22 protein-coding genes and 1 riboswitch are annotated in these 25,199 nt (G+C 68.7%); of the genes, 14 read left to right on the top strand and 8 right to left on the bottom strand.

What is annotated here, in order from left to right; all coding sequences use genetic code 11:
• Positions 1-9: 9 nt before the first annotated feature.
• Complete coding sequence (locus tag ACIBK4_RS03535) at positions 10-468, bottom strand: hypothetical protein (RefSeq protein WP_398991686.1); 459 nt, start codon at positions 466-468, stop codon at positions 10-12.
• Positions 469-584: 116 nt separating this feature from the next.
• Between ACIBK4_RS03535 and ACIBK4_RS03540 the strand changes: the two genes are divergently transcribed.
• Together ACIBK4_RS03540 and ACIBK4_RS03545 are read left to right on the top strand one after the other, a co-directional pair.
• Positions 585-1,553 (top strand): diacylglycerol kinase family protein, encoded by a 969-nt coding sequence (locus ACIBK4_RS03540; RefSeq protein ID WP_318018745.1) that lies wholly within the window; start codon positions 585-587, stop codon positions 1,551-1,553.
• A gap of 320 nt (positions 1,554-1,873) precedes the next feature.
• On the top strand, positions 1,874-2,131 hold the full coding sequence (locus tag ACIBK4_RS03545; RefSeq protein ID WP_006142322.1) for a WhiB family transcriptional regulator: 258 nt from the start codon (positions 1,874-1,876) through the stop codon (positions 2,129-2,131).
• Positions 2,132-2,388: 257 nt separating this feature from the next.
• Here ACIBK4_RS03545 and ACIBK4_RS03550 read toward each other — a convergent pair whose 3' ends face one another.
• Both ACIBK4_RS03550 and ACIBK4_RS03555 read right to left on the bottom strand, forming a co-directional pair.
• Positions 2,389-3,855 (bottom strand): sensor histidine kinase, encoded by a 1,467-nt coding sequence (locus tag ACIBK4_RS03550; RefSeq protein ID WP_398992934.1) that lies wholly within the window; start codon positions 3,853-3,855, stop codon positions 2,389-2,391.
• A 361-nt stretch (positions 3,856-4,216) separates the two neighbouring features.
• Positions 4,217-5,287, bottom strand: a complete 1,071-nt coding sequence (locus tag ACIBK4_RS03555) for an SIS domain-containing protein (protein ID WP_398991689.1) — start codon at positions 5,285-5,287, stop codon at positions 4,217-4,219.
• 214 nt (positions 5,288-5,501) lie between these two features.
• Between ACIBK4_RS03555 and nagB the strand changes: the two genes are divergently transcribed.
• Positions 5,502-6,287 carry a glucosamine-6-phosphate deaminase gene (nagB, locus tag ACIBK4_RS03560; RefSeq protein WP_398991691.1) on the top strand — a complete coding sequence of 262 codons (786 nt, stop codon included), beginning with the start codon at positions 5,502-5,504 and terminating at the stop codon, positions 6,285-6,287.
• Between the two features lie 149 nt (positions 6,288-6,436).
• Here the strand turns inward: nagB and ACIBK4_RS03565 are convergent, their stop codons facing one another.
• The 4 genes from ACIBK4_RS03565 to ACIBK4_RS03580 form a co-directional block, all read right to left on the bottom strand.
• Complete coding sequence (locus tag ACIBK4_RS03565) at positions 6,437-7,939, bottom strand: glycoside hydrolase family 3 protein (protein WP_398991693.1); 1,503 nt, start codon at positions 7,937-7,939, stop codon at positions 6,437-6,439.
• A gap of 8 nt (positions 7,940-7,947) precedes the next feature.
• Positions 7,948-8,811, bottom strand: a complete 864-nt coding sequence (locus ACIBK4_RS03570) for a carbohydrate ABC transporter permease (RefSeq protein WP_398991695.1) — start codon at positions 8,809-8,811, stop codon at positions 7,948-7,950.
• On the bottom strand, positions 8,808-9,791 hold the full coding sequence (locus tag ACIBK4_RS03575; RefSeq protein WP_398991697.1) for a carbohydrate ABC transporter permease: 984 nt from the start codon (positions 9,789-9,791) through the stop codon (positions 8,808-8,810). The genes ACIBK4_RS03570 and ACIBK4_RS03575 overlap by 4 nt, the downstream gene beginning before the upstream one ends.
• 118 nt (positions 9,792-9,909) lie before the next feature.
• Complete coding sequence (locus tag ACIBK4_RS03580) at positions 9,910-11,196, bottom strand: extracellular solute-binding protein (protein ID WP_398991699.1); 1,287 nt, start codon at positions 11,194-11,196, stop codon at positions 9,910-9,912.
• A gap of 309 nt (positions 11,197-11,505) precedes the next feature.
• Here ACIBK4_RS03580 and ACIBK4_RS03585 point away from each other — a divergent pair, with 309 nt between their 5' ends.
• The 10 genes from ACIBK4_RS03585 to ACIBK4_RS03630 all read left to right on the top strand — a co-directional run bounded on the left by ACIBK4_RS03585 (position 11,506) and on the right by ACIBK4_RS03630 (position 24,008).
• Positions 11,506-12,270, top strand: coding sequence for a GntR family transcriptional regulator (locus tag ACIBK4_RS03585; RefSeq protein ID WP_019072168.1), 765 nt, complete (start codon positions 11,506-11,508; stop codon positions 12,268-12,270).
• 68 nt (positions 12,271-12,338) lie between these two features.
• Positions 12,339-14,480: a carbon starvation CstA family protein gene (locus ACIBK4_RS03590; RefSeq protein ID WP_398991702.1), complete on the top strand. Its 2,142-nt coding sequence runs from the start codon at positions 12,339-12,341 to the stop codon at positions 14,478-14,480.
• Positions 14,452-14,664, top strand: a complete 213-nt coding sequence (locus ACIBK4_RS03595; RefSeq protein WP_398991704.1) for a YbdD/YjiX family protein — start codon at positions 14,452-14,454, stop codon at positions 14,662-14,664. Before ACIBK4_RS03590 ends, ACIBK4_RS03595 begins: the two co-directional genes overlap by 29 nt.
• A gap of 148 nt (positions 14,665-14,812) precedes the next feature.
• Positions 14,813-15,088 (top strand): DUF3311 domain-containing protein, encoded by a 276-nt coding sequence (locus tag ACIBK4_RS03600; protein WP_398991706.1) that lies wholly within the window; start codon positions 14,813-14,815, stop codon positions 15,086-15,088.
• Positions 15,085-16,686 carry a monocarboxylate uptake permease MctP gene (gene mctP / locus ACIBK4_RS03605; RefSeq protein ID WP_398991708.1) on the top strand — a complete coding sequence of 534 codons (1,602 nt, stop codon included), beginning with the start codon at positions 15,085-15,087 and terminating at the stop codon, positions 16,684-16,686. Before ACIBK4_RS03600 ends, mctP begins: the two co-directional genes overlap by 4 nt.
• 106 nt (positions 16,687-16,792) lie before the next feature.
• Positions 16,793-17,299 carry a GNAT family N-acetyltransferase gene (locus tag ACIBK4_RS03610; protein ID WP_398991710.1) on the top strand — a complete coding sequence of 169 codons (507 nt, stop codon included), beginning with the start codon at positions 16,793-16,795 and terminating at the stop codon, positions 17,297-17,299.
• Between the two features lie 35 nt (positions 17,300-17,334).
• Positions 17,335-17,476: riboswitch (cobalamin riboswitch) on the top strand.
• A 124-nt stretch (positions 17,477-17,600) separates the two neighbouring features.
• Positions 17,601-20,027: a ribonucleoside-diphosphate reductase subunit alpha gene (locus ACIBK4_RS03615; RefSeq protein WP_398991713.1), complete on the top strand. Its 2,427-nt coding sequence runs from the start codon at positions 17,601-17,603 to the stop codon at positions 20,025-20,027.
• Positions 20,027-21,040, top strand: a complete 1,014-nt coding sequence (locus ACIBK4_RS03620; protein WP_398991715.1) for a ribonucleotide-diphosphate reductase subunit beta — start codon at positions 20,027-20,029, stop codon at positions 21,038-21,040. The genes ACIBK4_RS03615 and ACIBK4_RS03620 overlap by 1 nt, the downstream gene beginning before the upstream one ends.
• Positions 21,041-21,334: 294 nt before the next feature.
• Positions 21,335-23,419 (top strand): putative Ig domain-containing protein, encoded by a 2,085-nt coding sequence (locus tag ACIBK4_RS03625; protein ID WP_398991717.1) that lies wholly within the window; start codon positions 21,335-21,337, stop codon positions 23,417-23,419.
• A 127-nt stretch (positions 23,420-23,546) separates the two neighbouring features.
• On the top strand, positions 23,547-24,008 hold the full coding sequence (locus ACIBK4_RS03630; RefSeq protein WP_398991719.1) for a hypothetical protein: 462 nt from the start codon (positions 23,547-23,549) through the stop codon (positions 24,006-24,008).
• Here the strand turns inward: ACIBK4_RS03630 and ACIBK4_RS03635 are convergent.
• On the bottom strand, positions 23,983-24,147 hold the full coding sequence (locus tag ACIBK4_RS03635; protein WP_398991721.1) for a hypothetical protein: 165 nt from the start codon (positions 24,145-24,147) through the stop codon (positions 23,983-23,985). The genes ACIBK4_RS03630 and ACIBK4_RS03635 overlap by 26 nt on opposite strands.
• Positions 24,148-24,234: 87 nt before the next feature.
• Here ACIBK4_RS03635 and ACIBK4_RS03640 point away from each other — a divergent pair, with 87 nt between their 5' ends.
• Positions 24,235-25,197, top strand: a complete 963-nt coding sequence (locus ACIBK4_RS03640) for a GlxA family transcriptional regulator (RefSeq protein ID WP_398991723.1) — start codon at positions 24,235-24,237, stop codon at positions 25,195-25,197.
• Positions 25,198-25,199 lie beyond the last annotated feature (2 nt).

The raw sequence follows: 25,199 nt of genomic DNA on the forward strand, positions 1-25,199 counted from the left end.
CGGAAGGCGTCAGCTCTTCGGCTCTTCGGTTCGTCGACCAGGCCCTCGGATTCCGAGGGCCTGTGTCGTCGCCGGGTTGATCAGCAGCACCAGCGCGGCGATGGCAACCACCGCGAGGGCGATGCCGGCCGGGATGGCGACACTGTCGGCCTGGAGCAGGTTGTAGGCCACGGGCAGCGCCATGACCTGGGTGATGACGGCCGGGCCCCGGCTCCAGCCGCGCCGCCCGATCAGTCCGCGTGCGGCGAGCAGCGGCAGCAGCGCGAGCACCACGAGGGTCACGCCACCGGTCACGGCCTGCTGCCGGTCGTCCGGTTCGCCGGTGAACCCCAGGGCGAGCATCCACACTCCGGCCACGGCCAGCGCGAGCCCCTCGACGCCGACGAGGACCGCCGCGTAGGTCAGGCGGCGCGGGCGGGGTCCGTCGGGGCCGTCGGTCTCCGGGGCGGGGGTCTGCTCAGCACTCACCCCAGAAGGGTAGCCCTCGGGATCCGGCCCCAGGTGTTCAGGCTCACGCCGTCTCCTCTTACCCAACGCCTACCTCGGTATGGGCCGAGTACCCCCCAGTAGGTACGCTGCAACTCATGCGTGCACTTCTCGTGGTCAATCCGGCGGCAACCACCACAAGCGCACGTACGCGCGACGTCCTGCTCCACGCGCTCGCGAGCGAGATGAAGCTGGAAGCGGTCACCACCGAGTACCGGGGGCATGCGCGCGACCTCGGCCGACAGGCCGCGGAGAGCGGGAACGTCGATCTGGTCGTGGCCCTCGGCGGCGACGGCACGGTCAACGAGGTGGTCAACGGCCTGCTGCACACCGGCCCCGACCCGGAGCGCCTGCCCGGCCTCGCGGTGGTCCCCGGCGGCTCCACCAATGTCTTCGCCCGCGCCCTGGGCCTGCCCAACGACGCCGTGGAGGCGACCGGCGCCATCCTGGACGCCCTGCGCGAGGGCCGCGAGCGCACGGTCGGCCTCGGGCTGACCTCCGGGACGCCCGGCACCGAGGACGAGGCCGTGCCCTCACGCTGGTTCACCTTCAACGCCGGGCTCGGGTTCGACGCCGGGGTGGTCGGGCGGGTCGAGCAGCAGCGGGAGCAGGGCAAGAAATCCACGCATGCGCTCTACGTGCGTCAGGTCGTCCGGCAGTTCCTCGGCGAGCAGCACCGCCGGCACGGGACGATCACACTGGAGCAGCCCGGTGAGGATCCGGTGACCGATCTGGTGGTCGCCATAGTCTCGAACACCTCGCCCTGGACGTATCTCGGCAATCGCCCGATGTACACGTCACCTAAGGCGTCGTTCGATAAAGGCCTCGACGTACTCGGTCTCAGCCGCCTGTCCAGCGCCGCGGTTGCCCGGTATGGCACCCAGTTGCTCACTTCGTCCCCCGAACGCGGGCCCCATGGCAAGCATGCTGCGGCTCTGCACGACCTGAGCGAGTTCACCTTGCATTCGAAGGTGCCCTTGCCCCTCCAGATGGACGGCGACCACCTCGGACTGCGTACGAGCGTGACGTTCACAGGCGTACGCCGTGCACTGCGTGTGATTGTGTGAGCAGAAAGGGCTGAAGTCCTTTCACTCGAACGTTTAGACCAGGGTCCACCCCATGGAAGTACGGCTGTGACCTAGTCGACACCGAGGAATCAAAAAAAACTTTCCGGAAGGGGTTGTATCCGCCGCTGAGGTTTGCGAGTCTCTACGTGGCGATCGAGACGGCCCGCAACACCGGCCTCCACGGATCACCGGAACCCCTCTTCAATCCACAGGACCTCCGCCAGCGAGTCTGGCGTTCGGCCCTTCACTTGTTGAGGGATTCGTGAAAGCGTTCACATTCACAAGCAACCCGCACGTAATACCAAGGAGAGGTAGCAGCCATGGACTGGCGTCACAACGCCGTTTGCCGCGAGGAAGACCCCGAGCTCTTCTTCCCCATCGGCAACACCGGTCCTGCGCTGCTGCAGATCGAGGAAGCCAAGGCCGTCTGCCGTCGCTGTCCCGTTATGGACCAGTGTCTGCAGTGGGCGCTCGAGTCCGGCCAGGACTCCGGCGTCTGGGGTGGTCTCAGCGAGGACGAGCGCCGCGCCATGAAGCGCCGCGCCGCTCGCAACCGTGCCCGTCAGGCCTCCGCCTGACGCCCACCCTGCTAACAGCCTGAGCTTGGCGGCGCGTACAGCGAGTACGCATCTCCCGCCCCCGAGCCGCAGCGCGCAGTACCCCCGATGCGCATAGCAACGAGCGACTGGCCCCGGATCAGCAATTGATCCGGGGCTCTTTGCTGTTCAGGTGCGCGCGCGTACGGCCGTCCAAGTCCGCGCGCGTAGAGCCGTTCAAGCACCCGAGTACGTACGGCTGTTGACGCCCGCCCGTGTGAAGGTCGTGTGCACATACGTCACTTGTGCGCCTGCACCGGCACGTCCAGGATCACCCGGGTCCCCCGCTCCGGCCCGGCCACCATGTCGAACGTGCCGCCCAACTCGCCCTCCACCAGCGTCCGTACGATCTGCAGGCCCAGGTTGCCGGAGCGGTGCGGGTCGAATCCCTCGGGAAGACCTACGCCGTCGTCCTGCACGGTGACCAGGAGGCGGGCCTCCTTCGAGGTGCCGCCGCGGACCGCGGAGACCTCGACCGTGCCCGTCTCGCCCTCACGGAAGCCGTGTTCGAGGGCGTTCTGGAGGATTTCGGTGAGGACCATGGAGAGCGGGGTCGCCACTTCGGCGTCCAGTATTCCGAAGCGTCCGCTGCGCCGGCCGGTGACCTTGCCCGGGGAGATCTCGGCGACCATCGCGAGCACCCGGTCGGCGATCTCGTCGAACTCCACGCGCTCGTCCAGGTTCTGGGACAGCGTCTCGTGCACGATCGCGATCGAGCCGACCCGGCGTACGGCCTCCTCCAGGGCCTCCCGGCCGCGCTCGGAGTCGATGCGGCGGGCCTGGAGACGCAACAGGGCGGCGACCGTCTGGAGGTTGTTCTTCACCCGGTGATGGATCTCCCGGATGGTCGCGTCCTTGGTGATCAACTCCCGCTCGCGGCGCCGCAGTTCGGTGACGTCCCTCAGCAGCACCAGGGAACCGATGCGGGTGCCCTTGGGTTTGAGGGGGATCGCCCGGAACTGGATCACCCCGTCACGGGCCTCGATCTCGAACTCGCGCGGCGCCCAGCCGCTCGCCAGCTTGGCGAGCGCCTCGTCCACCGGGCCCCGGGTCGGGGCGAGTTCGGCGGTGGTCGTACCCAGCGGCTGGCCTACGAGGTCGGTGGCGAGGCCCATGCGGTGGTACGCGGAGAGGGCGTTCGGCGAGGCGTACTGCACGATGCCGTCGCCGTCGAGGCGGATCAGTCCGTCGCCGACGCGCGGCGAGGCGTCCATGTCGACCTGCTGGTTCGGGAACGGGAAGGAACCGGCCGCGATCATCTGCGCGAGGTCCGACGCGCTCTGGAGGTAGGTGAGTTCGAGGCGGCTCGGGGTGCGCACGGTGAGGAGATTGGTGTTGCGCGCGATGACACCCAGGACGCGCCCGTCCCGTCGTACCGGAATCGACTCGACCCGGACGGGGACCTCTTCGCGCCACTCGGGGTCGCCCTCGCGGACGATGCGGCCCTCGTCCAGGGCCGCGTCCAGCATGGGGCGGCGGCCGCGCGGGACGAGGTGGCCGACCATGTCGTCCTGGTACGAGGTGGGCCCGGTGTTCGGCCGCATCTGGGCGACGGAGACATAGCGGGTGCCGTCGCGGGTGGGGACCCACAGGACCAGGTCGGCGAAGGAGAGGTCGGAGAGCAGCTGCCACTCCGAGACCAGCAGGTGCAGCCACTCAAGGTCGGAATCGTCGAGTGCTGTGTGCTGGCGTACGAGTTCGTTCATGGAGGGCACGTCTGCGAGCGTACCCGCCGGTCTGTACCTGTCCTAAAAACACCCGCGGGCCGCGGCGCCTGAGAGGGACCCTCAGCCCTCTCGGCACCGCAGCCCGGAGCAGCAACGGCCACGGGGTGTGCGGTCCCGATCGGCCGATGGATGAGGAGCCGGGGCAGTCAGGGCAGAGAGCCTCGGTTCCTCGGTCCGTCCTCCTGTGCGGGGAGGACGGAGGCTTACGCCTTAACACATTGTGGACTAGACCACATGCGGTGTCCATGCTTGGGAGGACGTTGAAGAGCCTAACCGTGTCGGGTCCTGTGCGGGACTGATTGGTCATGGGAATTTCCGCGGCCCCAACACTGACCCGGGCTCAGCGGGTCTCCGTCACCTTCGCCAGGGCGCGGGGCGCGTCCGGGTCCTGGCCGCGGGCGATGGTGACCTCGTAGGCGAGGAGCTGGAGCGGGAGGATCTCCAGGATCGGCTGGAGTTCCTCGGGGACGCCCTCGACGGGCAGGACGAAGCCGGCCGAGGCCTGCTCGACCTGGCCCGCCGGGCCGATGACGACCAGGTCGGCGCCCCGGCCGCGCAGCCGGTCGAGGACGGGCTGGAGGGCGCTGCCGCCCTTGCCGGCCGTCACGACCGCGATGACCGGGGAGACGTTGTCGACCATGGCGAGGGGGCCGTGCAGGAGGTCGGCGCCGGAGTAGGCGAGCGCGGGGATGTAGCTGGTCTCCATCAGCTTGAGGGCGGCTTCCCTGGCGGTGGGGTAGCCGTAGCCGCGCGAGGTGATCACCATGCGTTCGGCGAAGCGGTAGCGGGAGGCGAGGGTGCGGACCTCGTCCTGGCGGGCGAGCAGCTGCTCGGCGAGGTCGGGCAGCACCTTGGCCGCCGCGCCGTCGCCGCCGCGCAGGCCCTCGACGAAGAGGTAGAGGGCGAGCAGGGAGGCCGTGTACGTCTTGGTCGCGGGGAGGGCCTTCTCCGGGCCCGCCATGATGTCGACGTGGTACTCCGATACGGCGGCCAGTGGTGAGTCCGGGTTGTTGGTCACGGCGACCGTGATCGCGCCGGCGTCGCGGGCGGCCCGGGTCGAGGCCACCAGGTCCGGGGAGCCGCCGGACTGGCTGACGGTGACGACGAGGACGTCGGTCAGGTCGGGGCGGGCGCCGTAGGCCGTGGTGGTGGACATCGAGGTGAGTCCGCAGGGCAGGCCGAGGCGGATCTCCAGGAGGTACTTGGCGTAGAGGGCCGCGTTGTCGGAGGTGCCGCGGGCGGTGAGCAGCACGAAGCGCGGCTTGCGTACGGCCACCTCCTGGGCGACCTGGCGGATGCGCGGGGCGCCCTCGTCCAGGATGCGGCGCAGGACGTCGGGCTGTTCGGCCATCTCGCGGGCCATGATCCGGCCGGGGAGTTCGCTGTCGGGGGCCGGGGTCGTGGCGGTCATGCGGGGTCCTCCGGAGGTCGGTCGGGGCGGTGCTGCGGTGTCCATTTCACCCCGTCTGCGGGAGGTGCGCCTCTGTTGGGCGGTGACCGGTTTTCGGACAGCGGGCGAACTCTGGGAGGCAAGAGCCTCCTCTGTTAGATTGGTGCGCGGATTGGTCTAAACCACACAGCTCTTCCGGGCTCCTCGAAGCCCCTCTGCAGAACGGCAGGCCAGCGTGGAAGTTGTCATCGTTCCGGACGCCAAGTCGGGCGGCGAGCTGATCGCCGAGGCCATGGCACAGCTGCTCCGGCGCAAGCCGGACGCCCTTCTCGGCGTGGCCACCGGGTCGACGCCGCTGCCCATCTACGAAGCCCTCGCCGCCAAGGTCCGCGCCGGATCCGTGGACACCTCGCGGGCCCGGATCGCCCAGCTCGACGAGTACGTGGGGCTGCCCGCCGAGCACCCGGAGTCGTACCGCTCGGTCCTGCGGCGCGAGGTGCTGGAGCCGCTCGGGATCGGGATGGACGCCTTCTCCGGGCCGGACGGCACCGCCGAGGACGTACAGGCGGCGTGCGAGGCGTACGACCGAGCGCTGGGCGAGGCCGGCGGGGTCGACCTCCAGGTGCTGGGGATCGGGACCGACGGGCACATCGGGTTCAACGAGCCGTGCTCGTCGCTGGCCTCGCGGACCCGGATCAAGACGCTGACCGAGCAGACGCGGGTGGACAACGCGCGGTTCTTCGACGGCGACATCGAGCAGGTCCCGCACCACGTCATCACCCAGGGCATCGGCACCATCCTGGAGGCCCGGCACCTGGTCCTCCTCGCGACCGGCGAGGGCAAGGCGGACGCGGTCGCCGCGACCGTGGAGGGTCCGGTGGCCGCGGTGTGCCCGGCGTCGGCGCTCCAGTTGCACCGGCATGCGACGGTCGTGGTCGACGAGGGCGCCGCGTCCAAGCTGAAGCTCGCGGACTATTTCCGGCACACGTTCGTCAACAAGCCGGACTGGCAGGGCATCTGAGGACCGGGTTCCTCAACCCGCTTGACCAGTAAGGAATCTGACCCAGTCTCATATCTGTACATGCCGGTGCCGGGCCCGCTCGTGGAAGGCCCGGCACCGGTGTATGCGGAGGTGCTCCCCCGGGTCGGGGTCGCTCCCCCGGCTCACGGTCACGCCCCGGCGATGACCTCCGCCGCCGCGTGGCCACAGACGCGGGCCGCGCCGTGAGTCGCGATGTGCAGGGCGCCTCGGGGCGGTGCCTGCGGGACGCCCATCTCGACCACCACGGTGTCGGGCCGGGCGGCCAGCAGGGTGTCGAGGGCAGCCGTCATCCAGGGGTGCCGGTGCTCGTCCCGGACCACGGCCACGATGCGCCGTGTCCCGGCCGCCTTCAGGATCACGCTCCCCGCGTCGTCCCCGGAGAAGCCGGCCGTCTCCGTGCCCGGCAGCAGCCGTTCGAGTTCGGCGGCCACACCCCAGGGGGTCTCGTCGCCCACGGCGATGTTGGCGACGGGGGTGAGGAGAGCGACGTACGGCGGTTCGGTGAGCGGGGTGAAGTCCTCGGCGCCGGTGACCGTGAGGGCGCGGCGGGCGGCGACGAGGCCGATGTCGACGCGCGTCACATCCGATGCGGTGTTGGAGGCCTCCTCCGTGGCCGACGCCGAGGCCGCCCACCGGGCCAACTCCCGTACCCGTTCCGCTGCTTCGGCCAGCCGCTCCTCCGGCAGCTCCCCCGACCGCACCGCACCCACCAGGGCGTCGCGCAGCCGTCGTACCGTCTCGTCGTCCGCGAGGCCTCCGCCCACGCAGATCGCGTCGGCGCCGGCGGCGATCGCGAGGACACTGCCGCGTTCGATGCCGTAGGTGGCGGCGATCGCCTGCATTTCCATGCCGTCGGTGACGATGAGGCCGTCGTAGCCGAGTTGGCCTCGGAGGAGGTCGGTGAGGATGCGGAGGGAGAGGGTGGCGGGGTGCTCCGGGTCCAGGGTGGGGACCAGGATGTGGGCGCTCATCACCGCGCGGGTGCCGGCGGCGATGGCCGCGCGGAACGGGAGCAGCTCGCGTCGCTCCAGGACCGGCAGATCGGCGTCGATGCGCGGGAGGGCGTGGTGGGAGTCGACCGCCGTGTCGCCGTGGCCCGGGAAGTGCTTCGTGCAGGCGGCGACGCCCGCCGACTGGAGGCCGGTGACGTAGGCCGCCGTGTGCCGGGCGACCGACTCCGGGTCGGCGCCGAAGGACCGGACGCCGATGACCGGGTTGGAGGGGTTGGAGTTGACGTCCGCGGAGGGGGCCCAGTTGAGGTTCACTCCGCAGGCGGCGAGTCTGCGGCCCAGCTCGTGGGCCACCTCCCTGGTCAAGTTCACGTCGTCCACCGCGCCCAGGGCGTGGTTGCCCGGGAAGGAGGAGCCGGTGCGGGCCTCCAGGCGGGTGACGTCGCCGCCCTCCTCGTCGATCGCGACCAGGACGTCGTCCCGTTCGGACCTCAACTGGGCGGTGAGCGACGAGAGTTGCTCGGGGGACGCGATGTTGCGGCCGAACAGGCCCACCGAGGCCAGGCCTTCGCCGAGGCGCCGCAGCAGCCAGTCGGGGGCCGTGGTGCCGGGGAAGCCCGGTTGCAGGACGGTGAGGGCGTCGCGCGTCAGGGTGTCGGTACCGCTGGCGAGTGTCGTCATCGGTGGTGTTATCCCTTCACAGCGCCCGCGGTCAGGCCCGCGGCCATCTTGCGCTGGACGATGAGGAACAGGACGACGATCGGCACGGCCATCATGGTGGCGCCGGCCATCATCGGGGCGTACTCGGTGCCGTGCTTGGTGGTGAAGTTGCCGAGCCAGACGGTCGCCGTCTGGTGCTCCTGGCTGAGCAGCATCAGGGCGTACAGGTACTCGTTCCAGGCCTGGATGAAGCCGTAGACCGAGGTGGCGACCATGCCCGGGGCGAGGAGGGGGAAGACGACCCGGATGAAGGCGCCGGTGCGGGAGCAGCCGTCGACCATGGCCGCCTCCTCCAGCTCCTTCGGGATGTTGACGATGAAGCCGCGCAGGGTCCACACCGTGAACGGGAGGATGAAGGTCAGGTACGTGATGATCAGGCCCGAGAGCTTGTCGTACTGGTCGAGGTCGTTCAGCAGCAGGAAGACCGGGATGATCATCGAGACCAGCGGGACCATCTGGACCGCGAGGATGCCGACGATCACGATCTTGCGGCCGCGGAAGGCGAACCGGGAGATGGCGAGCGCGGCCAGCAGGCCGACGACGACGCCGATCACGACCACCGACAGGGACACGATGAGGCTGCGGCCGACCGGGCCCCAGAAGTCGGCGATGTCCAGCGCCCGGCGGAAGTTGTCGAGCGTGATGCCGGTGGGCAGCAGGCTCGGGTCCGGGTCGATGGCGTCCTTGGCCGGCTTGAACGCCGTGTCGAGCATCCAGTAGAGGGGGAAGCCGACGACGACGAAGACGAGCAGGCCGAGAAGGTTCCAGCCCAGCTTCGGCCTACGGCGGCCCCCGCCCGATGTCTTGGGCGCATCGGTCGTGAGCGCGCTCATTCGACCTCTCCGATCTGAAGCATCTGACGCATGTAGACGGCGACGACCCCGAGCAGCAGCACCACCGTGACCAGGGCTATCGCAGAACCCTGTCCGTAGTCGTTGACGACGAAGGCACGGTCGTAGGAATAGGTGCTGAGCAGTTGGAAGTCGGCCTCGGGGTGGCCGCCGCGCATCACGAACACCTGGGGGAAGACGCCCATGTCCCAGATCACCGACAGGGTCGTGAGCATCACGATGATCGGCTTGAGGATGGGCAGCGTGACGTACCGGAAGACGCCCCAGGCGCCGGCGCCGTCGAGGCGGGCCGCTTCCTCCAACTCCTGGGGAACCTGGGTGAGTCCGGCGCTGAGCGTGATGACGACGAAGGGCACCGCGCCCCACACCACGAGCAGCATGATGACGAGGAGGCCCTGCGGTCCGCTGGCGAACCAGTTGTGGCCGATCATGTCGACGCCGGGCAACTTGCTGAGCAGCGCGTTGAAGACGCCGTAGTCCGAGTCGAAGAGCCACTTGAAGACGGTGGTCGCGACGATGACCGGCATGCCCCAACTGGCCACCAGGACAACGTTGATGAGGGTCTTCACCCAGCCGGAGACCTTCTGCTGGAGCAGGGCGAGGGCCATGCCGGCGACCATCGTGAAGACGACCGAGCCGGCCGCGAAGACGATCGTGCGGACGACGACGCCCCAGAACTCGCCGTCGCCGAGGATCCCGGAGAAGTTGTCGAAGCCGATCCACTCGGCGGACTTGAAGCCCCACAGCTGGGACTGCCCGAAGGACTGGAAGGACAGGGTGACCAGCCGGACCAGCGGATAGCCCATGACCAGGGCGAGGATGAGCAGACAGGGCGCGAGCAGCAGCCAGGGGATCCCGGCCCCTCTCGACGTCCGCTTTCTGCGGGGAGCGGTGGGGACGCCCGGTGGTGGCGCGTGCCGCGGCGGCGGCACCTTGGCGGGGGTGGTCGTGTCGGCACTCATCGCGGGCTCCTCAGCGATCCCTCAGGTCGTACGGCCGTACCTCGTACGGGAATGCGCCAACGCGCGGAATCCGTACGAGATGCAGGGCCCTGTACGTCAACAGGGCCCTGCATTCAGATCACTTGGTGTTGATGACCTTGTCGATCGCGGTGTCCGCGGCCTTCGCGGCGTCCGCCACCGACTGCTTGCCGGTGCCGATGTTCTGCAGCATGGTCTGCAGGACCTGGGCCTTCTCGACCTGGCCCCAGCCCGGTGCCATCGGGACGAACCAGTTGGACTCGGCCGCGGTGGCCGGGACCGCCGTCGCGGGGTCGCTCTTCAGCGTCGCGAGGTCGGTCTTGTTGTTCGGCAGGTTGCCCTTGGCCATCAGGCCCTTCTGGCCGGACGGACCGGTGAAGGCGTTGATCCACTCGGCGGCGAGCGCCTGCGCCTTGGACTTCACCGGGATGGCGAGGTCCGAACCGCCCAGGAACACGGGCATGTTCTTGCCGGACGGGCCGGGCATCACGAAGTTGACCAGGTCGGTCTTCAGCTTGCCGCCCGTCTTGTCGTTCTTCGGGTCGGCGGCGGTCGCGCCCTCCCACGCGGCGGCGAAGATCATGGACGCCTTGCCCTGGCCGTACACGATGTAACGGTCGGACTCGTCCTTGGTCTTGTCGCCGTGCATGTACTTGTCGATGACCGACTTCCACTCGGTGAGCCCCTTGATGGACTCGGGCGAGGAGAGGCTGGCCTTCCAGTCGCTGCCGGACTGGGTGGCGATGGCGCCGCCGGCGTCGTAGACGAAGGACATGGCCGCATACCAGTCACGGGTGGGCTGGTACCAGGCGCTGAACTTGCTGCCTTCCTTCTTCTGGATCTTGTCCAGGTCGGCGGTCAGCTCGGCGTACGTCGTCGGGGGCGCCTTGACGCCGACCGAAGCGGCGATGTCCTTGCGCCAGTTGGCGACGCGGCCACCGGCGTAGTACGGGACGCCGTAGGTCTTGCCGTCGTAGGTGACCGAGGCCTTGAGGCCGTCGAGCCAGGCGGAGGAGTTGGTGAACTTGGCGGGGTCGACGGGTGCGAAGGCGCCCTTGACCATGTAACTCAGCATCTCGGTGTTGCCCATCTCGACCACGTCGGGGGCCTTGTCCGTGGCGAGGACCGCGTCGAGCTTGGTGTTCTTGTCCGGCCAGCCGTAGTACTCGTGCTTGATCTTGACGCCGGGGTGCGCCTTCTGCACGGCCGCGTCGGCCGCCTTCACCAGCTGGGGCCAGTTGTTCTGCGCGTCGACGGTGAGCCAGACGGTCAGCTCCTTGGCGTCGGCGCCGCTGTTCGAAGAGCCCTTGTCGTCGTTGCCCCCGCACGCCGCGATGGAGACCATCATGCCCGCGATACCGATCGCGGCTATGAGCTTGCGCTTCACGCCACCCTCCTCAGGGATGCCTGCCACACCTCCCGCCCAAGGGCCGGGACCTGAACCAATGGTGTAGACCAGTACCGGGAGCTTGGACCAGACCACAAGGCCTGTCAAGAGCCCCCGAAACACCCCTGACCAGCCGTTATGCGACCTACATATGCAGGAACCTTTAAGTAAGAAGGCAGCGAAAACAACGGTGCCGGAGTACTGTCGTCCGCTAGACCACTTGGCGCTGTGGACTAGACCAAAAGAGACGGCGACGGTATACAGAGGGGATCACCAAGTGACCCTTGTCCGGAGCCGGGAAGGCGGAGCATGAGCACCGACGTCAGCAGTGCGGAGAACGAGGGTGGGGCTACCGTCCGTACCGCGCGCGTGCCGAAGTACTACCGCCTGAAGAAGCATCTGCTGGACATGACGGAGACGTTGCCGCCCGGCACGCCCGTCCCGCCCGAGCGCACCCTGGCCGCGGAGTTCGACACCTCGCGCACCACGGTCCGCCAGGCTCTTCAGGAACTGGTCGTCGAGGGCCGACTGGAGCGCATCCAGGGCAAGGGCACGTTCGTCGCCAAGCCGAAGGTCTCGCAGGCGCTCCAACTCACCTCGTACACCGAGGACATGAGGGCCCAGGGCCTCGAACCCACCTCGCAGCTCCTGGACATCGGCTACATCACCGCCGACGACACCCTCGCCGACCTGCTCGACATCACCACCGGCGGCCGGGTCCTGCGCATCGAGCGCCTCCGCATGGCCAACGCCGAACCGATGGCCATCGAGACGACCCACCTCAGCGCGAAGCGCTTCCCCGCGCTGCGCAGGTCACTGGTCAAGTACACGTCCCTCTACACCGCGTTGGCCGAGGTCTACGACGTCCATCTCGCCGAGGCCGAGGAGACCATCGAGACCTCCCTGGCTACCCCGCGCGAGGCCGGCCTCCTCAGCACCGACGTGGGCCTGCCCATGCTGATGCTCTCCCGCCACTCCCTCGACAAGGAGGGCAAGCCGGTGGAGTGGGTGCGGTCGGTGTACCGGGGGGACAGGTACAAGTTCGTGGCGCGACTCAAGCGCCCACAGGACTAAGGGACTTACGGAGTTACCGAGGTTGCTCTACGTTCCTCCCGTCGCCGCATGGACGGGAGGACTCCCCGGTGCGTACCGCGAACGTCCGAACCATCGTCGTCTGGACCCTCGTCGCGCTCGTCGCCGCCGCGGGCTGGTCCGTCCTCGCGCTGGCGCGGGGCGAGAACGTGTCGGCCGCCTGGATGGTCGCCGCCGCGCTCGGCTCGTACGCCATCGCCTACCGCTTCTACGCGAAGTTCATCGCGTACAAGGTCCTGAAGGTCGACGGCACCCGAGCCACCCCGGCCGAGCGCCTCGACAACGGCATCGACTACCACCCCACCGACCGCCGCGTCCTGCTCGGCCACCACTTCGCCGCGATCGCCGGCGCCGGACCGCTCGTCGGACCCATACTCGCCGCGCAGATGGGCTACTTGCCCGGCACGATCTGGATCATCGCCGGGGTCGTCTTCGCGGGCGCGGTCCAGGACATGGTGGTGCTGTTCTTCTCAACCCGGCGCGACGGCAGGTCACTCGGGCAGATGGCCCGCGAGGAGATCGGCCCGTTCGGCGGCGCGGCGGCGCTGATCGCCACCTTCGCCATCATGATCATCCTGCTCGGCGTGCTGGCCCTCGTCGTCGTGAACGCGCTGGCCTCCTCCCCCTGGGGCACCTTCTCCATCGGCATGACCATCCCGATCGCCCTGCTGATGGGCTTCTATCTACGGGTACTCCGCCCGGGCCGGGTCTCCGAGGTCTCCCTCATCGGCGTGGCCCTGCTGCTGCTCGCCCTGGTCGCGGGCCGCTGGGTCGCCGAGTCGTCCTGGGCCGGCACCTTCACCCTCGCGCCCTCGACCCTGGTGATCTGGCTGGTGGCGTACGGCTTCGTCGCCTCGATCCTCCCCGTCTGGACCCTGCTCGCCCCGCGCGACTACCTCTCCACCTTCATGAAGATCGGCACGATCGGCCTGCTGGCGATAGGCGTCGTCGTCGCCCTGCCCGCCCTGAAGATGCCCGCCGTCACCGACTTCGCCAGGCACGGCAACGGCCCGGTCTTCGCCGGTTCGCTCTTCCCCTTCGTCTTCATCACGATCGCCTGCGGCGCCCTGTCCGGCTTCCACTCGCTCATCTCCAGCGGTACGACCCCGAAGATGATCCAGAAGGAAACCCAGATCCGCATGATCGGCTACGGCTCCATGCTCATGGAGTCGTCCGTCGCCGTGATGGCCCTGGTCGCCGCGACCATCATCGACCCGGGTCTGTACTTCGCGATGAACGCCCCGGCGGGCGCGATCGGCACGACCGTGCAGAACGCCTCGCAGGTGGTGAGCAGTTGGGGCTATCACATCTCCCCCGCCGACCTCGCGCAGGCCGCGAAGAACGTCGACGAGGCGAGCCTGCTGTCCCGCACCGGCGGTGCGCCCACCCTCGCGGTCGGCGTCTCGGAGATCTTCTCCAAGGTCACCGGCGGGAGCCTGCGCGCCTTCTGGTACCACTTCGCGATCATGTTCGAGGCGCTGTTCATCCTGACCGCACTGGACGCGGGTACGCGGGTGGGCCGGTTCATGCTCCAGGACATGCTCGGGAACGTCTACCGGCCTTTCAGGAACGTGAGTTGGCGCCCGGGCCTGGCCCTGACGAGCGCGATCGTGTGCGCGCTCTGGGGCTACTTCCTCTGGGTCGGCGTCCACGAACCCCTGGGCGGAATCAACCAGCTCTTCCCGATCTTCGGCATCGCCAACCAACTCCTCGCCGCCGTCGCGCTGGCCGTCTGCACCACCCTCCTAGTGAAGTCCGGACGCCTCAAGTGGGCCTGGATCACCGGGATTCCGCTCGCCTGGGACGCGACGGTCACCCTCACCGCGAGCTGGCAGAAGGTGTTCTCCGGCGACCCGAAACTCGGCTTCTTCAAGCAACGGTCCGTGTTCCAGGACGCGATCGACGCGGGCAAGGTCCTGCCGCCGGCCAAGTCCATGGACGACATGCACACCGTCGTCACCAACTCCACGGTGGACGGGGTGCTTTCGGCCATTCTCGCGGTGCTCGTCGTGGTCGTGATCGCGGACGCCCTCCGCGTCTGTGTTCGACACATCCGCCGCCCCGCGCTCTCCACGCTGAGCGAGACGCCGTACGTCGAGTCGCACATCGTGGCACCGGCCGGGCTGATCCCGACCCGGGAGGAGAAGGAGGAGGTGGCGCGCGATGCGGTCGGCGCTGATACGGGCGGCTAGCCGGGCGATCGGTGGAGTGCGGTGGTACGTCCGGGAGTTGACGGACGAGTCGGCGTACGACCGATACGTCACGCACGTACGCCGGAACCACCCGGACGCGGAGGTCCCCGACCGCCGTGACTTCGAACGCATGCGGACGGCCCGCCAGGAGGCCGACCCGCGCCAGGGTTTCCGCTGCTGTTGACCCTGGTCGGCCTGTCTTTGACACCGATGTCACGTCTTCACAGAATCGACATGCCGATATACGGACGAGGTCTTCCGCTCGCGCGACGCCGTGACCTAGATTGCCTCCGCATTACACAGGGGATCATCAAAGGTGACGGAGCCGCGATATGTCAGATGTGCCGGAAGTACCGCCCGAAGTGGCACCGCCCGCAGCCGCACCGGTCGTGACACCGGTCCGCGTGGTCATCGCCGTCTGCCTGTTCGCGCCCTTCGTGGCGCTGCTCTGGGTCGGCTCCTACACCAAGATCGACCCCACGTTCATCGGCGTCCCGTTCTTCTACTGGTACCAGATGCTCTGGGTGCTGATCTCGACGGCGCTGACGATGACCGCCTACAAGCTCTGGCAGCGTGACCAGCGCACCCGCCACGGAGGCAACCGGTGAACGACGGCGTGAACGGCGTCGCCCTCGGCGTCTTCATCTTCTTCTTCCTGGCCGTCACGGCCCTGGGCTTCCTGGCCGCACGCTGGCGCCGGGCCGACAACGAGCAGAGCCTCGACGAATGGGGCCTGGGCGGACGGTCGTTCGGCACCTGGGTCACCTGGTTCCTGCTCGGCGGCGACCTCTACACCGCGTATACGTTCGTGGCGGTCCCGGCGGCGGTCTACGCGGCGGGCGCGGCCGGCTTCTTCGCGGTGCCGTACACGATCCTCGTCTACCCGTTGATCTTCACCTTCCTCCCCCGCCTCTGGTCGGTGTCGCACAAGCACGGATACGTGACGACCTCGGACTTCGTGCGCGGCCGCTTCGGCTCCAAGGGGCTGTCGCTGGCGGTGGCGATCACCGGCATCCTCGCGACGATGCCGTACATCGCGCTCCAACTGGTCGGCATCCAGGCCGTGTTGGACGTCATGGGCGTGGGCGGCAGCGCGAACTCCAACTGGTTCGTGAAGGACCTGCCCCTGCTGATCGCGTTCGCGGTGCTGGCGGCGTACACCTACTCCTCGGGCCTGCGCGCACCCGCGCTGATCGCGTTCGTGAAGGACGGCCTGATCTACATCGTCATCGCGGTGGCGATCATCTACATCCCGATCAAGCTCGGCGGGTTCGACGACATCTTCAGCGCGGCGGGCGCCAAGTTCAAGGCGGCCGGGGCGGGCGGACTGGTCCCCGCACCGGCGGGCCAATGGACGTACGCCACCCTGGCGTTGGGCTCGGCACTCGCCCTGTTCATGTACCCGCACTCGATCACGGCGACGCTCTCCTCCAAGAGCCGCAACGTGATCCGCCGCAACACCACGATCCTGCCCCTGTATTCACTGATGCTGGGCCTGCTCGCGCTGCTCGGCTTCATGGCGATCGCGGCCGGAGTCAAGGTCACCAACGGCCAGTTGGCGATCCCGCAGCTCTTCGAGAACATGTTCCCGGACTGGTTCGCGGGCGTGGCGTTCGCGGCGATCGGCATCGGAGCGCTGGTGCCCGCGGCGATCATGTCCATCGCGGCGGCGAACCTCTTCACCCGCAACATCTACAAGGACTTCATCAAGCCCGACGCAACCCCGGCCCAGGAGACAAAGGTCTCCAAGATCGTCTCCCTCCTGGTGAAAGTGGGCGCCCTCGCCTTCGTCCTCACGATGGACAAGACGGTCGCCATCAACTTCCAGCTCCTGGGCGGCATCTGGATCCTCCAGACCTTCCCGTCCCTGGTAGGCGGCCTCTTCACCCGCTGGCCCCACCGCTGGGCCCTCCTCACCGGCTGGGCAGTCGGCATGATCTACGGCACCCTCGCGGCCTACGGCGTGGCCTCCCCGACCCAGGACCACTTCGGCGGCTCCTCCAAGGAGATCCCGGGCATCGGCGAGATCGGCTACATCGGCCTGACGGCGTTCGTGATGAACGTGGTGGTGACGGTGGTCCTGACGTTCGCCCTGAGGGCGTTCAAGGCCCCGGAGGGCACCGACGAGACAAACCCGGCCGACTACACGGCGGACGCGGGCGACCCGGGAGTGAAGGAGGAGCTCCCTGTAATCGCCGGCCACTAAGTCACCCTAGGGGCGCGGGGAACTGCGCGACCAGCCACAACGAACCCGCAGCGGGCCACCGAGAGCACCCCCCTCGGCGGCCCGCTCTTCGTGCACACTCACCCGCATGGACATCCTCATCCGGCAAGCAGAACCCACCGAATACGAACCCCTCGGCGAGATCACCGCACAGGCCTACCTACAGGACGGCCTCCTCGACTTCGGCGAAAGCGACGAATACCTCGGTGAGTTGAGAGCCGTAGCAAAACGGGCAGCCGCAGCCGACGTACTGGTCGCCCTGAACGGCGACCGCCTCCTCGGCGGAGTGACCTTCGTCCCGTCCGGCGGCCCGATGGCCGACATCGCGCAACCCGGAGAGGCCGAGATCCGGATGCTGGCGATCGCCCGCGACGCCCGCGGCAAGGGCGCCGGCGAGGCCCTCGTCCGCGCCTGCGTCGACCGCGCCCGAGCGACGGAAGGCTGCACGGCCGTAGTCCTGTCGACCCAACGCACCATGCACGCGGCCCACCGCATCTACGAACGCCTGGGTTTCACCCGCACCCCCGACCGCGACTGGACTCCCCTGCCGGAGCTCGACGACATCACTCTCCTCACCTATGAGTTGACGCTCTGAAACAGGCGCGACACAACATCTGGTGGTGACGTGACAGGCGAGCACAAGATGTATGCTCGTGCTCGCTGTCGCCGCAGGGGAATCCGGTGCGAATCCGGAACTGTCCCGCAACGGTGTACTTACGTGCATATGCACGCATGGTCAGTCCGAGGACCTGCCGACAGCTCGCGTCCGGCCACCCGGCCAGGGCGCATGACGTCCGGGCCTCGTGGAGTGGGCCGGTGGACGCGACGCCCCGTGCGCTCGTGTACTGCCGCCTGCCCTCGGCGAGGCCCCGTGCCGAGCGAGGGAGAGCCCCACCGTGACCATCGCGCCAGCAGAGCCGGCATCAGCGAACCGGGCAACCGACACGATCGTGGCCGGAACCGACGTTCCCGGAACGGCCGTTCCCGGAGCCGACGGTCCCGGTACCGCGATCCTGCGGACCCTGACCGAGCTGACCGCCGACCTCCCCGACGCCGACCCCGGCCGGGTCGCCGCCGCCACGTTGCGCGGCCGGTCCGCGCACGCGGACGTGGCGGAACTGCGCGAGCTGGCCACGGAGGCGGCCGCCGGCCTCATCTCCGAGGACCCGGTCTACTCCCGCCTCGCCGCCCGGCTGCTGACGGTCAGCATCGCCGCCGAGGCCGCCTCCCAGGGCGTCACGACGTTCACCGAGTCCGTCGCCGTGGGCCACCGCGAGGGCCTCATCGCGGACCGCACCGCCGAGTTCGCGACGCTGCACGCGGCGCACCTGGACGCGCTGATCGCCGCCTCCTTCGACGAGGGCGCCGACGACCGCTTCGGCTACTTCGGCCTGCGCACCCTGTACAGCCGTTACCTGCTCCGGCACCCGATCACCCGCAAGGTCATCGAGACCCCCCAGCACTTCATGCTGCGCGTGGCGAGCGGCCTGGCCGAGGACGACTCGACCCGCGCCCTGGACGAAGTCGCCGCGCTCTACCGCCTGATGAGCCGCCTGGACTACCTCCCGTCCTCCCCCACGCTCTTCAACTCCGGCACCCGGCACCCCCAGATGTCGTCCTGCTACCTCCTCGACTCCCCGCTGGACGAGCTGGACTCCATCTACGACCGCTACCACCAGGTCGCCCGCCTCTCGAAGCACGCCGGTGGCATCGGACTGTCGTACTCCCGCATCCGCAGCCGGGGTTCGCTGATCCGCGGCACGAACGGGCACTCGAACGGCATCGTCCCGTTCCTGAAGACGCTGGACGCCTCGGTGGCGGCGGTGAACCAGGGCGGCCGGCGCAAGGGTGCCGCCGCGGTGTACCTGGAGACCTGGCACTCCGACATCGAGGAGTTCCTGGAGCTGCGCGACAACACCGGTGAGGACGCCCGCCGTACGCACAACCTGAACCTCGCGCACTGGATCCCGGACGAGTTCATGCGCCGGGTGAACGCCGACGGCGAGTGGTCGCTGTTCTCCCCCGCCGACGTGCCCGAGCTGGTCGACCTGTGGGGCGACGAGTTCGACGCCGCGTACCGCAAGGCGGAAGCCGCGGGGCTGGCGAAGAAGACCATCCCGGCCCGTGATCTCTACGGCCGCATGATGCGCACCCTCGCACAGACCGGCAACGGCTGGATGACCTTCAAGGACGCGGCCAACCGCACCGCCAACCAGACCGCCGAGCCGGGCCACACGGTCCACTCCTCCAACCTCTGCACGGAGATCCTGGAGGTCACGGACGACGGCGAGACGGCGGTCTGCAACCTGGGTTCGGTGAACCTGGGCGCGTTCGTCGCCGATGGTGAGCTGGACTGGGAGCGCCTGGACGAGACGGTCCGCACGGCGGTCACCTTCCTCGACCGTGTCGTGGACATCAACTTCTACCCGACCGAGCAGGCGGGCCGTTCCAACGCCCGCTGGCGCCCGGTCGGCCTGGGCGCGATGGGCCTCCAGGACGTCTTCTTCAAACTCCGCGTCCCGTTCGACTCCCCGCAGGCGCAGGCGCTTTCGACCCGGATCGCCGAGCGCATCATGCTCGCCGCGTACGAGGCGTCGGCCGACCTCGCCGAGCGCAACGGCCCGCTACCGGCCTGGGAGAAGACCCGCACCGCCCGGGGCATCCTGCACCCCGACCACTACGACGTGGAACTGACCTGGCCCGAGCGCTGGTCGGCCCTGCGGGAACGTATCGCCCAAACCGGCATGCGCAACAGCCTGTTGCTGGCGATCGCCCCCACGGCCACCATCGCGTCCATCGCCGGCGTCTACGAGTGCATCGAGCCGCAGGTCTCGAACCTCTTCAAGCGCGAGACCCTCTCCGGCGAGTTCCTCCAGGTCAACTCCTACCTGGTCGACGAGTTGAAGCAGCTCGGCGTGTGGGACGCCCGCACCCGGGAGGCGCTGCGCGAGGCCAACGGCTCGGTGCAGGCGTTCAGTTGGATCCCGGAGGACGTGCGCGCCCTGTACCGCACGGCCTGGGAGATCCCGCAGCGCGGCCTGATCGACATGGCCGCCGCCCGCACCCCGTTCCTGGACCAGTCCCAGTCCCTGAACCTGTTCCTGGAGACGCCGACGATCGGCAAGCTCTCCTCGATGTACGCGTACGCCTGGAAGCAGGGCCTGAAGACGACGTACTACCTGCGCTCCCGCCCGGCGACGAGGATCGCCCGCGCGGCCCAGGCCCAGGCCCAAACCCCCATCCCGGTACAGCAGTTGACCCCCGACGAAGACGCGGTCGCCTGCTCCCTTGAGAACCCCGAGTCCTGCGAGGCCTGCCAGTAATGACGACCGAAGCCAAGAACCTTCTCGACCCGGGCTTCGAGCTGACCCTCCGCCCCATGCGCTACCCGGACTTCTACGAGCGCTACCGGGACGCGATCAAGAACACCTGGACCGTCGAGGAGGTCGACCTCCACTCGGACGTCGCCGACCTCGCGAAGCTGACCCCAGGTGAGCAGCACATGATCGGCCGGCTGGTCGCGTTCTTCGCGACGGGTGACTCGATCGTGGCGAACAACCTCGTGCTGACCCTGTACAAGCACATCAACTCCCCCGAGGCGCGGCTCTACTTGAGCCGTCAGCTCTTCGAGGAGGCGGTGCACGTCCAGTTCTACTTGACGCTGCTCGACACCTACCTCCCCGACCCGGAGGACAGGGCGGCCGCCTTCGACGCGGTGGAGAACATCCCCTCCATCCGCGAGAAGGCCGAGTTCTGCTTCAAGTGGATCAACGAGGTCGAGAAGCTGGAGAGCCTCCAGACCCAGGCCGACCGCCGCCGCTTCCTCCTCAACCTGATCTGCTTCGCCGCGTGCATCGAGGGGCTGTTCTTCTACGGCGCGTTCGCGTACGTCTACTGGTTCCGCAGCCGGGGTCTGCTGCACGGTCTGGCCACCGGCACCAACTGGGTGTTCCGCGACGAGACCATGCACATGAGCTTCGCCTTCGAGGTGGTCGACACCGTGCGCAAGGAGGAGCCGGAACTCTTCGACGACCAGCTCCAGCAGGAGGTGACCGACATGCTGCGCGAAGCCGTCGAGGCGGAGCTGCAGTTCGGGCGCGACCTGTGCGGTGAGGGTCTGCCGGGGATGAACACCGACTCGATGCGCCAGTACCTGGAGTGCGTCGCGGACCAGCGGCTGCAGCGGCTCGGGTTCGCGCCGGTCTACGGCTCCGAAAACCCCTTCTCCTTCATGGAGTTGCAGGGTGTGCAGGAGCTGACCAACTTCTTCGAGCGCCGCCCGTCGGCGTACCAGGTGGCCGTGGAGGGCACGGTCGACCTCGACGAGGACTTCTAGACCCCCTAGAGGACCACCAGTCCCCTTTATCTGCCTCTTACTTCGCGGACGGCCCATGGAGCTTCCATGGGCCGTCCATGGAGTTTCTATGGAGCGGCAAAGTTCATGGGGCGCGTCTGTTCGCGGTCTCGTCGCCCCGGCTACGTTCTGCCCGTCCTGTTCATGTCATTCATCAGTGGCCCCACAGGACGCTCAAAGTGTCATGCCCATGACGATGTCGACCGCCGCCGCTACGCGCGTCACAGGCCTGCCACCACGCCGAGGAACCCCACTCCAAGACGGAGGCAGTACCCCATGCGTGAAAAGCCCCGACGGAGTCTGCGAAGACTGCTGACCGCCGCCATCCCCGCCCTCACCCTCAGCGTCTTCGGGCTCGTGGCGGCCTCCCCCGCCGACGCGCAGCCCGCCCCCCACGCGGCCGTCCAGTCCGCTCAGGCCTCCAAGGTCACCCAGAACTCCAAGGCCCTGACCGCCCCCGCGGCCCAGGCCGTCCACTCGACCGGCAAGGCCGGGCAGAAGGTGCCGACCGAGCACCTGTGCGCGACCGCGGCCCCCGGTTCGGCGGCCTGCTTCGCCCAGCGGCGCACCGACATCAAGCAGCAACTGGCCTCCGCCGTGCACGCGGACGCGGCCGCCGCGGTGTCCGGGCTCAGCCCGGCCAACCTGCACAGCGCGTACGCGCTGCCCTCGACCGGCGGTTCCGGCATGACGGTCGCCGTGGTGGACGCGTACAACGACCCCAACGCGGCCTCGGACCTGGCCACTTACCGCTCCAACTTCGGCCTGTCGGCCTGCACGGTGGCCAGCGGCTGCTTCAAGCAGGTCAGCCAGACCGGTTCCACCACCTCCCTGCCGACGAACGACACCGGCTGGGCGGGCGAGGAAGCGCTCGACATCGACATGGTCAGCGCGGTCTGCCCGAACTGCAACATCATTCTGGTGGAGGCCACTTCGGCCACCGACGCCAACCTCGGCACCGCCGAGAACGAGGCCGTCGCCCTGGGCGCGAAGTTCGTCTCCAACAGCTGGGGCGGCTCCGAGTCCTCCTCGCAGACCAGCGAGGACACCTCGTACTTCAAGCACCCGGGCGTCGCGATCACCGTCTCCTCCGGTGACGAGGCCTACGGCGCCGAGTACCCGGCAACGTCCCAGTACGTGACGGCAGTCGGCGGCACCGCGCTGTCCACGTCGTCCAACACCCGCGGCTGGACCGAGTCCGTGTGGAAGACCAGCAGCACCGAGGGCGGCGGCTCCGGCTGCTCCGCCTACGACGCGAAGCCGACCTGGCAGACCGACACGGGCTGCACCAAGCGCATGGAGGCCGACGTCTCCGCGGTCGCCGACCCCGCCACCGGCGTGGCCGTCTACGACACCTACGGCGGCTCCGGCTGGGCGGTCTACGGCGGCACCAGCGCCTCGTCCCCGATCATCGCGGGCGTCTACGCGCTGGCCGGCACCCCGGGTTCCAGCGACTACCCGGCGAAGTACCCCTACTCCCACACCAGCAACCTGTACGACGTCACCAGCGGCAACAACGGCACCTGCTCGACCTCGTACTTCTGCACCGCGGGCACCGGCTACGACGGCCCGACCGGCTGGGGCACCCCGGACGGCACCGCCGCCTTCACCTCCGGCACCACCACGGGCAACACGGTGACCGTCACCAACCCGGGCAGCCAGTCCACGGCGACCGGCTCCACGGCCAGCCTGCAGATCTCGGCCTCGGACAGCGCGGGCGCGACCCTCACCTACAGCGCGAGCGGGCTGCCGACCGGCCTGTCGATCAGCAGCTCGACCGGGCTGATCTCCGGCACCGCGTCCACCGCCGGCACCTACGCCGTGACGGTGACCGCGACCGACTCCACCGGCGCCTCCGGCTCGGCCTCCTTCACCTGGACGGTCAGCACCTCCGGCGGCGGCAGCTGCACCTCGACCCAGCTGCTGGGCAACGCGGGCTTCGAGTCCGGGAACACCACCTGGACGGCGAGCAGCGGTGTCATCACCAACGACACCGGTGAGGCGGCCCGTACCGGTTCGTACAAGGCCTGGCTCGACGGCTACGGCTCGACCCACACCGACACGCTGTCCCAGTCGGTGACGATCCCGAGCGGCTGCACCGGGACGACGTTCACCTTCTACCTGCACGTCGACACCGCGGAGACCAGCACCAGCACGGCTTACGACAAGCTGACGGTCACCGCCGGATCGACCACCCTGGCCACCTACTCCAACCTCAACGCGGCCACCGGATACGTCGCGAAGTCCTTCAGCCTGTCCTCCTTCGCCGGCTCCACCGTCACGCTGAAGTTCAGCGGCGTCGAGGACTCCTCCCTCCAGACCAGCTTCGTCCTCGACGACACCGCCGTGACGACCAGCTGACCCTGCCATGAGCTGGACCCCGGCCGTCTCGCAGCGGTCGGGGTTCTGTCATGTCCACGGATATTTCACTGCTCACAAGGGATCCGGATGCGTCCGTGACACGTCAAAGGGGCAAAGGAGGCCCCCCATGCGCCGATCGATTCTTGGTCCGTCCCTCGCCGTCGCCACCCTGGCGCTCGCCCTCGCGGGCTGCGGCGGTACGAAGTCCGACACCGGCAGCGGCAGCGTCTCGCCGTCGTCGTCCCCCACGCCGAGCAAGAGCCGGGCGGCCTGTACGGCGAAGGAGACCCTCGCCGCGGGCGACACGAACGGCACGTTCTGTGTGACGACCGGAAACACCGTCCGCATCCTGCTGGACGGGACGGGCACCCGGCCCTGGGCACCGGTGAAGACCGTCGGCACCGGCCTGAAGGCCACCAACAGCGGGATCCTGATCCGGCCCGGCGACGCGAGCAACGCCTACGAGGCGGTCTCGGCCGGGACCGTGAAGCTCACGTCGTCCCGGCCGCTGTGTGCGACCGCGCCGCACAAGATCTCCTGCAAGGGCATTCAGGAATGGTCGGTCACCGTCGTGGTGTCGAAGCCATGATCCGGTGGGCGGTCCGGATCTGACGGTCGATGCGCCGGTCGTGCGCGATGCCGAGCAGCGACGGGAAGGTCACGGCCACGAAGATGCCGGCGACGGTGAGGAGGGCGATGAGGTTGTCCATGGCTGTGTTCATGGACATGAGTCTCGTCCTTTTGACTCCTTACCGTGAGTGGCAGGACTGCCGTACACCCTCGATTTACTGCCACTCCGGGCGCACACTGGCAGCATGCTGAGAAACGTTGCCGTGGTCCTGCTCGACGGAGTGCACCCCTTCGAACTCGGCGTGGTCTGCGAGGTGTTCGGCCTCGACCGCAGCGACGAAGGGCTGCCGGTCTACGACTTCGCCGTCGCCTCGGCCGAGGGCCCGAAGCTCTCCACCCACGCGGGCTTCTCCCTGGCCGTCAAGCACGGCCTGGAACGCCTGGAGACCGCGGACCTCATCGCCGTACCGGCCGGCGCGACCTACGCGGCCCGGCGGTACCCGGAGGAACTCCTCGATGCCCTACGACGGGGCGTGGACCGGGGTGCCCGGGTGCTCAGCGTCTGCTCGGGCGTGTTCGTGCTGGCCGCCGCCGGGCTGCTGGACGGGCGGCGGTGCGCGGTGCACTGGCACCACGCCGAGCTGCTCGCCCGGCGGTACCCGAAGGTCGTCGTAGAACCGGATGTGCTGTACGTCGACGCGGACCCGGTGATCACCTCGGCGGGCACCGCGGCCGGTATCGACGCGTGTCTGCACATCGTGCGCAAGGAACAGGGGCCGGAGGTCGCCAACGCGATCGCCCGGCGCATGGTCGTACCGCCGCACCGCGACGGCGGTCAGGCCCAGTACATCGAGCGGCCGCTGCCGCGCTCGCAGTGCGACACGGTGGGCGAGGTGCTGGTGTGGATGGCGGAACACCTCGACCAGGAGGTCACCGTCGAACAGCTCGCCGCCCGTGCCCTCATGTCACCGCGCACCTTCGCCCGCCGCTTCCAGCAGGAGACCGGGACCACGCCGTACCGCTGGATCCTGCGTCAACGGGTGCTGCTGGCCCAGCAGTTGCTGGAGGGGACGGACGAGACGATGGACGCGATCGCCTGGCGCGCCGGCTTCGGCACCGCGCCCGCCCTGCGCCACCAGTTCGTCCGGGCGCTCGGGACCACCCCGAACGCCTACCGACGCACGTTCAGGGGCCCGGAAGCCGCCTGAAC

The sequence above is a fragment of the Streptomyces sp. NPDC050528 genome (genome assembly GCF_044457795.1).
GTDB lineage: Bacteria > Actinomycetota > Actinomycetes > Streptomycetales > Streptomycetaceae > Streptomyces.